At 40.9% G+C, this 8,591-nt stretch carries 9 protein-coding genes; 4 read left to right on the top strand and 5 right to left on the bottom strand.

Annotation, left to right across the window (positions count from 1 at the left end; genetic code table 11):
* Positions 1-183 precede the first annotated feature (183 nt).
* The 5 genes from serA to MTF66_RS19550 form a co-directional block, all read right to left on the bottom strand.
* Positions 184-1,413 carry a phosphoglycerate dehydrogenase gene (serA, locus tag MTF66_RS19570; protein ID WP_248528071.1) on the bottom strand — a complete coding sequence of 410 codons (1,230 nt, stop codon included), beginning with the start codon at positions 1,411-1,413 and terminating at the stop codon, positions 184-186.
* 14 nt (positions 1,414-1,427) lie between these two features.
* Positions 1,428-2,081 (bottom strand): ribose-5-phosphate isomerase RpiA, encoded by a 654-nt coding sequence (gene rpiA, locus MTF66_RS19565; protein ID WP_054554255.1) that lies wholly within the window; start codon positions 2,079-2,081, stop codon positions 1,428-1,430.
* 54 nt (positions 2,082-2,135) lie between these two features.
* Positions 2,136-2,732, bottom strand: a complete 597-nt coding sequence (locus MTF66_RS19560) for a 5-formyltetrahydrofolate cyclo-ligase (protein WP_248528067.1) — start codon at positions 2,730-2,732, stop codon at positions 2,136-2,138.
* Positions 2,733-2,745: 13 nt separating this feature from the next.
* Positions 2,746-3,312 (bottom strand): hypothetical protein, encoded by a 567-nt coding sequence (locus MTF66_RS19555; RefSeq protein WP_248528065.1) that lies wholly within the window; start codon positions 3,310-3,312, stop codon positions 2,746-2,748.
* A gap of 118 nt (positions 3,313-3,430) precedes the next feature.
* Positions 3,431-4,948: a S10 family peptidase gene (locus tag MTF66_RS19550; RefSeq protein WP_054562323.1), complete on the bottom strand. Its 1,518-nt coding sequence runs from the start codon at positions 4,946-4,948 to the stop codon at positions 3,431-3,433.
* 244 nt (positions 4,949-5,192) lie between these two features.
* On the opposite strand from MTF66_RS19550, the gene MTF66_RS19545 reads away from it, so the two are divergent.
* The 4 genes from MTF66_RS19545 (at position 5,193) to MTF66_RS19530 (ending at position 8,504) form a co-directional block, all read left to right on the top strand.
* Positions 5,193-6,422: a diguanylate cyclase gene (locus MTF66_RS19545; protein ID WP_062566702.1), complete on the top strand. Its 1,230-nt coding sequence runs from the start codon at positions 5,193-5,195 to the stop codon at positions 6,420-6,422.
* A gap of 181 nt (positions 6,423-6,603) precedes the next feature.
* Entirely contained in the window at positions 6,604-6,942 is a 339-nt protein-coding gene (locus MTF66_RS19540; protein ID WP_054554260.1) for a P-II family nitrogen regulator, read from the top strand.
* 9 nt (positions 6,943-6,951) lie between these two features.
* Positions 6,952-8,181, top strand: a complete 1,230-nt coding sequence (locus MTF66_RS19535; RefSeq protein ID WP_054562321.1) for an ammonium transporter — start codon at positions 6,952-6,954, stop codon at positions 8,179-8,181.
* A gap of 161 nt (positions 8,182-8,342) precedes the next feature.
* On the top strand, positions 8,343-8,504 hold the full coding sequence (locus MTF66_RS19530) for a YqaE/Pmp3 family membrane protein (RefSeq protein ID WP_082401591.1): 162 nt from the start codon (positions 8,343-8,345) through the stop codon (positions 8,502-8,504).
* Positions 8,505-8,591: the final 87 nt, after the last annotated feature.

The raw sequence follows: 8,591 nt of genomic DNA, 5'->3' as shown, positions 1-8,591 counted from the left end.
CACCCTAGGGTATAAAAGTCCCATGCAGTACGAACAAATTAATTAAACCCCGAGTCTACTTTATCGGGGTCAGATCATATCGCTGACAGCTTAAGGCTTACAGCTTTGTTAAAGTTTTGTCCTACAAAAAAAGCGCAAGCAGTTTAACTGTTTGCGCTTTTTATTTATTTGTTATACCAACGATTAGTGAAGGATACGTGCTCTGATAGTCCCTTCAACAGCACTTAGTTCTTTAAGAGCGACTTCTGATTGGTCTGTATCTACATCAATTACTACGTAACCAATCGCTTCGTCAGTTTGTAAGTACTGGGCTGCGATATTAATGCCGTGCTGTGCAAACGCTTGGTTAATTTGCGTTAGAACACCTGGGCGGTTATGGTGCACGTGTAATAAGCGGCTGCGGTTTGCAAGCTCAGGCAGTGATACTTCAGGGAAGTTAACTGCGGTAATGGTTGAACCATTATCTGAGTACTTAGCAAGTTTGCCCGCTACTTCAATACCGATATTTTCTTGTGCTTCTTGTGTTGAACCACCAATATGCGGAGTCAAAATCACGTTATCGAACTCGCGTAGCGGTGATACGAACTCTTCATCATTTGATTTTGGCTCTACAGGAAATACGTCGATTGCTGCGCCGCTCAGCTTTTTATCACGCAGTGATTCTGCTAGAGCATCAATATCAACAACAGTACCGCGAGAAGCATTGATCAAGATGGCGCCTTGCTTCATTACTTCAAGTTCTGCCATACCAATTAGGTTTTTCGTTTGCGGTGTTTCTGGAACGTGTAAGCTAATAACATCAGCACGTTGTAGTAACTGAGTTAGGTTATGAATTTGTGTTGCATTACCTAGCGTTAGCTTGTCTTCGATATCATAAAACTCAACGTTCATACCGATATTTTCAGCCATGATACCTAGCTGTGTACCAATGTGGCCGTAACCAATAATACCTAACGTTTTACCACGTGCTTCAAATGAGCCGTTGGCAGATTTTAACCAACCACCGCGGTGAGCAAGGGCATTACGCTCTGGAATACCACGAAGTAATAATAAAATTTCACCAAGTACTAATTCTGCTACAGAGCGTGTGTTTGAAAATGGCGCGTTAAATACTGCAATACCACGCTCACGGGCACCTTGCAGGTCGACTTGGTTAGTACCGATACAGAAGCAGCCGATTGCGACTAGCTTTTCAGCTGCTTCTAATACCGCTTCATTAATATGAGTGCGAGAACGAAGGCCTACAAAGTGCACATCTTTAATGCGCTCAATGAGCTCGTCTTCAGGTAAGGATGTTTTTACGTAATCAATATTACTGTAGCCATTACGCTTAAGCGTTTCTACAGCACTTTGGTGCACGCCTTCCAGCAAGAGAATTTTAATTTTGTCTTTTGCTAACGATACCTTACTCATATCCTCATTCCTATTTACTTTATTTGCGGTCCATTTTTGGTGCCGATAATGACTTTATCTGCGCCGCGATGGGCAAATAAGCCGTTTGTTACTACACCAACAATCTGGTTGATTGTTAGTTCTAATTCTTTGGCGTTACTGATGTCTAAATTGTGCACGTCTAAAATGACGTTACCGTTATCTGTTACAACACCCTCACGGTAAACAGGGTCACCGCCTAGTTTTACTAGTTCACGAGCTACATAGCTGCGTGCCATAGGGATCACTTCAACCGGCAGTGGAAATGCACCTAATGTTGTAACTTCTTTAGATTCATCAACAATACAAACAAATTGTTTTGCTACCGCTGAAACGATTTTCTCGCGTGTCAGTGCTGCACCACCGCCTTTGATCATCTCATTGTGTGGGTTGATTTCGTCTGCGCCATCAACATATACATCAAGGCTTGATACATCGTTTAGTTCGAACACTTCAATACCCAGTGCTTTTAACTTTTCAGTTGAAGCCTCAGAGCTTGAAACCGCACCAGTAATGGTGTCTTTTACTGTATCAAGTGCATCAATAAAGTGATTCACTGTAGAGCCTGTACCTACACCAACAATGGTATTTTCGTTTACAAACTCTAGGGCTGCCCAGGCAGCGGCTTTTTTTAATTCATCTTGCGTCATAATTATGTGCTCAGTTAGCTGTCAGAGAGGGCCTATAGTATACAAACAGTTTGCTTACCATTGGTAGATTTTCTCTGGGGTTATAATGTGTTTTAACGGTACATCCCACGATTCAATTGGCAATGCTAAAACATGCTGACATTGATGGGCAAGGCCTATCAAAATCGGTTTTTGCCAGTTTTCTTGGTAATACCGAGCCAACGTTTTGTCATAAAACCCACCGCCCATTCCTAAACGGTTACCTTGATCATCAAATGCCACTAATGGCATAAGTAAAATATCAAGCTTGTCTAAAGGACATATTTGACTGCAATTTAACTTGGGCTCCAAGATACCATAGCGGTTTGCAGTCATGGGTGAATTTTCTTCATACCTCTGAAAGTATAAAGTTGTGCCATTGAAGGGGTGGATGATAGGCAAATATAAATGCTGCTCTTGCATCCATAATTCTTTAATTAACAATGAGGTGTCTAATTCGCCATCATTGCTGAAATAAATGCCAATATGGGCGTTGTTAGGTGTTTTTAGCGATTTTAAGTGTTGAGTAAAATTCACTTTTAGCGCAATTGCTGCATTTTTTTGTTGTTCAACAGTCAGTGAATTGCGCTTTTTTCGAATAGATTGTCTGATTTCTGCTCGTGTGTTGCTCATGTCAATATTAGTGTTAACTTTCTAAAAAGGAGAAAAGTTCAGGGAAAAGCTCCACTACACCCAAAATGATCAATAACACAATGACCATTGCAATAAGCGAATAGAGTAGGGTGTTTGAGCGTTTTTTAACTGGCTCTGTTAATTCGTCTTCAAGTAGCAAGTCATCTTCTTGCCAGCTATCGTCGCTATCAGCAACGCTGTTATTTTCAAGCTCAGGTAAACGTTGCTCTAAGTCATCAAGTTTTTCTTCTAGCCGAATAAGACTACTGGTGATGTAATCGAGGGCATCAAAAATACGTTCTTCACGCTCTTTGGCCTGTGCGGCTGTATTGCTTGATTGGCTGTTGGTGGCTACTTGGTTAATCGGTTGGAGCTTGGCTTTAATGCCAACACTGGCGAGTAGCTTTGTTTGTTTTAGTGCTTTATCTTGCTCACTTGGTGCAAATAATGGCTTATGCTCAAACAGGGTCGCAACTTTGTCTGTGGTTGTTTTTAGTTTTGCAGCTAGTTGCTCTGTTGCTTGTGCTTGGTCGACACCGGCTTCAAGCCCTGCAAACATAACGCGAAATTTTTCTGCCATTTGCTGATTATCCAAATCCTTAAATCAATGACTTGAGTATATACCCAAAAAGATTAGCGTAAAAACAAAAGCCCGTATAAAACGGGCTTTTTCTATTATGGTTTTGCAAATATGCTGTTTAGTATTTTGCTGCTTTACCTTCGGCTGGTAGTGATTTAAGGATAAAATCACGTAAGTCATTATTTGATGACTCAAGATCAGCATGGCGTAAATACATCATGTGACCACTGCGATAGCCTTTAAAGCTTAAGCGATCTTTCATTTTGCCACTTGGATCTAACTGCCACATTGTGTATTTAGCATCAAAGTAGTTTGTAGCACCATCGTAGTAGCCAGATTGAATCATCACGTTTAAGTATGGGTTTTGTGCCATTGCTAAACGTAAGTTTTCACCTGTGTTGTTGCCTGAGCGATCCCAAGGGTGAACATTACCAAATAGGTTATATTTGATATCTGTTTTGTAGTTAAGCTCTTCACGTAGGTAATAGTTAATCGCTGGCGTGAATGAGTGTAACCATGAAGTAAGCTCAGCCCAGTAATCAGGTGACTCACCTGCATCACGTTTGTCGATACCTAGGTAACGAGAATCTAAACGGCCCACTGTTTGGCCGCGCTCACGCAACAGCTCTTTCCAGAAGAAGTTATTTGGAATATCAAGGTTGTTTTGCTCAACAAACTTTTCAGATAAACCTGCGTATTTTGCTGCTTGCTTGATGATTGCACGCTTTTCATCAGCAGGTAAGAAACCACCTTTAGCAATTGCAGGTAAGAACTTGTTCACAGTGAACTGTTCAACTTCAGGTAATAACTCGTCTAAGTCTTTTGCCTGTAAGTCTGCGCTAAGGGCTTTGTGGTACCAAGCGGTTGCTGCAAAGTAAGGTAGGCGGTTTGCTGCTTCTACCGGGCCTTCACGTTTAATACCAATTTCAGTTGGTGATACTAAAATAACGCCGTTGATATACATCCATTGGCGATTTTGTAATTCGTGAGCAAGACCAGAAACACGAGTCGTACCATAGCTCTCACCAATTAAGAACTTAGGTGAACGCCAGCGCTCGTTGCGAGAAACAAAGGTATTTAACCACTCTGCTAAGTATTTGATGTCAGCGTTAACACCAAAGAACATTTTTTGTTGGTCTGACTTACTTGGTAACTCACCTTTTTCGTTTTCAAGAACGCGCGAGTAACCGGTGTTAACTGGGTTGATATAAACAATATCAGCCACGTCTAAAATAGAGTAAGGGTTATCTTTTACGCCATAAGGTTGAACAGGGTAACCTTCGTCATCAATTTTTAATACACGTGGTCCAGTATAGGCAAGGTGCATCCATACTGACGCAGAACCTGGGCCACCATTAAACGAAAAGACTAAAGGACGTTTTGTTCTATCGTCTACTTTATCGCGGGTATAATAAGTATATTGCAGCGTTGCAACGGCATCGCCTTGCTCATTCCAAACCGGTTGTGTGCCTGTGGTTGCGGTATATGAAAAGCGCTCACCATTAATGCGGGCTTTGTGCTCTGTTACCACTTTGCTGTCAACGTCAATACGACGTCCGTTATCAGCAAAGCTTGGAGTACTGAAGGTCAGTGTTAGTGCTGTCACTGACAAGCCAATAAAACTAACTAGTTTCATGTTGATTCCTTATTATTCGAATTGCAGCTATTAAAAAGTAAAGCAAACTCGATGACAAACTAATGAGACTAGTGACCAATATTAGCTGTTAAACAGAAAAATAACCGAAAATGCTGAGCTGGTTACAAAAAAGTGCATTTTTTTAGCAAAGATATTTTGCTTAATTATTTAGCTAGATTAAAAAATGGCGTATATTTAGCGTGTTTATAATCTGTGTACACGTGCTTAAGAAAGAGAAGTTGCAATGCAAAGAGTATTAGTAGTTGAAGACAGTAAAGTAGTACAGCAAGTGTTACGTCACCTCGCTGCTCACTATTTAGATGTGGCTGTCGACTTTGCGTGGTCTTTAAAAGAAGGTGTCTCTTTAATTTCAGAGCACGATTACACCTTAGCTTTAGTCGATTTAACGCTACCTGATGCGATGAATGGCGAAGTAGCTAAATACACCTTATCAAAAAACATTCCGACCGTTGTCCTAACATCAAAAATTGATGAATACATTCGCCAGCAGATGTTAGAGCTTGGTGTGGTTGATTACGTGGTTAAAGATAACCGCGACTCATACCATTATGCGATCAAACTTGTTGCACAATTACTTAGAAACGATGGTAGCAAAGCGCTGGTGGCTGATGACTCAGTGCTAAGTCGCACTTTAATGAAGCAAATGCTCGAAAAGCAGTTGTTTGATGTACGCGATGCTCAAGATGGTGAGCAAGCACTGCAAATGCTGAAAGACGATCCTGAAATCAAGCTGCTACTTACTGACTATGCAATGCCAACAATGGATGGTTTTGAGCTCGTTAAAGCGGTACGTAATTTCCGCGGCCGTGATGATTTAGCAATTATCGGTTTATCAGGTGCCGGCAAGCATGGTTTATCGGCGCGTTTTATTAAATACGGCGCTAACGACTTTTTAACTAAGCCGTTTATGAATGAAGAGTTTCATTGCCGTGTTATGCAAACAATGGAGCAGCTTGCTTTAATAGCCGATATAAAAGAAAGCGCATACCGCGACCATTTAACTGGCTTGCATAATCGTCGTTATTTTTATCAATACGCAGAAAAACTGCTTAAAAATGTTGAGCAAGAAAACGTATTGGCTTTGCTTGATATCGACTTCTTTAAAAATGTGAACGACCAGTTTGGTCACGAAGCCGGTGATCAGGCGCTAAAACAAGTGTCTTCATTTTTAAAGACTAAGTTTGATGACTTCACTATCGCGAGAATCGGCGGCGAAGAATTTGCCGTGGTACTGCATAATATGGACTTAGCTAAGGCCGAATCGAGACTCAATACCTTCAGAGAGCAGTTAGCAAGCCATGCCTTTTCAATTAACGGTGAGCCATACTCATTAACTATGAGTATTGGTATGACCCAATTCCAAAAAGTATCGCTTACAGCTGCAATGCGCATTGCCGACAAAGCCTTATATCAAGCCAAACAGCAAGATCGGAACTGCTTAGTTAAACTATAGTTGTGCTAATTGCACCAGCGCTGGTTAATTGTTAAAAAAATGCACCATTAGGGTGCATTTTTTTTGTGCAAAAACCAAGTTTTGTTTTTAAGTTATTGAAAATAAGTAATAAAAAATAGTGGCACAAAGGTTGGATTGTATAAGCCAACAGGATAACAATAAGCGTCCGAAGGGGGCCACTATGAAAATGATTAGTGCAATAATAAAGCCATTCAAACTTGATGATGTACGTGAAGCATTGGCTGATTTAGGCATTGAGGGGATGACAGTTGTCGACGTTAAAGGCTTTGGCCGTCAACGTGGTCATACTGAGCTATATCGTGGAGCTGAATACCAAGTCGATTTTATTCCAAAAATCAAACTTGAAATTGCAACTCGTAGCGAAAATTGTCAACGCGTTGTTGAAACCATCACAAAAATTGCTTCAACAGGCAAAATTGGTGACGGCAAAATTTTTGTTTACGACTTAGACCAAATCGTTCGTATCCGTACGGGCGAACTTGATGAAGAAGCAATTTAAGGGGGAATTATGGAAAACACTATCGTAGAGTTGAAGTTCTCACTCGACACTTTTTACTTTTTAATGTCGGGTGTTTTAGTAATGTGGATGGCGGCTGGTTTCGCTATGCTTGAAGCAGGTTTAGTTCGTGCAAAAAATACAACAGAAATCCTAACTAAAAACGTTGCACTATTTTCTATTGCCTGCACTATGTTCTTATTAGTGGGTTACAACATCATGTATGTTGATAACGCAGAAGGTGGTTTCATCCCTTCATTTGGCGCATTAATCGGCACTCAAGCTGCTGATGCGGATCACTCTTTAGAGTCTGATTTCTTCTTCCAAGTTGTGTTCGTAGCAACAGCTATGTCAATCGTATCTGGTGCGGTTGCTGAGCGTATGAAGTTATGGGCATTCTTAATTTTCACTGTTGTTTTAACTGGTTTCATCTACCCAATCGAAGGTTACTGGACTTGGGGCGCAGGTTTCTTATCTGAAATGGGCTTTGTTGACTTCGCTGGTTCTGCAATCGTTCACGGTGCAGGTGCTGCGGCAGCGCTAGCAGGTGTGCTTTTCCTAGGTGCTCGTAAGGGTAAATACGGTAAAAACGGTGAAATCTACCCAATTCCTGGTTCTAACTTACCGTTAGCAACTTTAGGTACATTAATCCTTTGGATGGGTTGGTTCGGCTTTAACGGTGGTTCACAGCTACTTGTTTCTGACGCTGAAAACGCAACAGCAGTTGGTAAAATCTTCTTAAATACTAACGCAGCAGCAGCGTGTGGCGCAATCGCAGCACTATTCGTATGTAAAGTGTTATGGGGTAAAGCTGATTTAACTATGGTTCTTAATGGTGCACTAGCAGGTCTAGTAACTATCACTGCAGAGCCTGCATCTCCAACGCCATTACTTGCTTGTTTACTTGGTCTATTAGGTGGTTCACTGGTTGTATTTAGCATCGTTGCTCTTGATAAAGCGAAAATCGATGACCCTGTAGGTGCTATCTCTGTACATGGTGTGTGTGGTGCATTAGGTATCATGTTAGTACCACTTTCAAACTCTGATGCAACCTTTGTTAATCAATTAATTGGCTTAGTATGTATCTTAGGATTTGTGTTCATCGCGTCATCAATCGTATGGGCAATCCTGAAAAATACCATGGGTATCCGTGTTACCGAAGAAGAAGAACTAAACGGTATGGATCAACATGACTGTGGTATTGATGCTTACCCTGAGTTTGTATCAGTTCGCAGTAACTAATCTTGGTGCGTGCAAATAGCACGCCCATAACAATATCATTGTGTGTTCAAATCAAAGCTCTACTTAGGTAGGGCTTTTTTGCGTTTAAATAAGTCTTTTCTGATAGGCGAAATCGCTATTTTTTGACTATGCTTAATGTTCATTTCTAACAAGGAAAAACGATGGATAACAAACTCTTGCTTATAATTATTTCGCTGTTTTTACCGCCTGTTGCGGTATTTTTAAAAGCGGGCGCAGGTAAAGACTTAGTGATTAACATTATTCTATGCTTTATCTTCTTTATACCTGCTGTGATCCACTCACTCTGGTTGTGTACACGCTAAACGAGTTTAAGTGACTGTTAATTTTACAGGTGTTAATATTGCGCTGTTCAAGGCGTAATCCTGTAAAATTAACTGACCAATAGCGAA

It is taken from the genome of Pseudoalteromonas sp. 2CM39R (assembly GCF_023161845.1).
This window is presented reverse-complemented; position numbering and strand designations above follow the sequence as displayed.

Excerpts from the sequence above, each read along its gene's own strand:
- serA (WP_248528071.1), bottom strand. The coding sequence starts at position 1,413 with ATGAGTAAGGTATCGTTAGCAAAAGACAAAATTAAAATTCTCTTGCTG.
- rpiA (WP_054554255.1), bottom strand. The coding sequence starts at position 2,081 with ATGACGCAAGATGAATTAAAAAAAGCCGCTGCCTGGGCAGCCCTAGAG.
- MTF66_RS19560 (WP_248528067.1), bottom strand. The coding sequence starts at position 2,732 with ATGAGCAACACACGAGCAGAAATCAGACAATCTATTCGAAAAAAGCGC.
- MTF66_RS19555 (WP_248528065.1), bottom strand. The coding sequence starts at position 3,312 with ATGGCAGAAAAATTTCGCGTTATGTTTGCAGGGCTTGAAGCCGGTGTC.
- MTF66_RS19550 (WP_054562323.1), bottom strand. The coding sequence starts at position 4,948 with ATGAAACTAGTTAGTTTTATTGGCTTGTCAGTGACAGCACTAACACTG.
- MTF66_RS19545 (WP_062566702.1), top strand. The coding sequence starts at position 5,193 with ATGCAAAGAGTATTAGTAGTTGAAGACAGTAAAGTAGTACAGCAAGTG.
- MTF66_RS19540 (WP_054554260.1), top strand. The coding sequence starts at position 6,604 with ATGAAAATGATTAGTGCAATAATAAAGCCATTCAAACTTGATGATGTA.
- MTF66_RS19535 (WP_054562321.1), top strand. The coding sequence starts at position 6,952 with ATGGAAAACACTATCGTAGAGTTGAAGTTCTCACTCGACACTTTTTAC.
- MTF66_RS19530 (WP_082401591.1), top strand. The coding sequence starts at position 8,343 with ATGGATAACAAACTCTTGCTTATAATTATTTCGCTGTTTTTACCGCCT.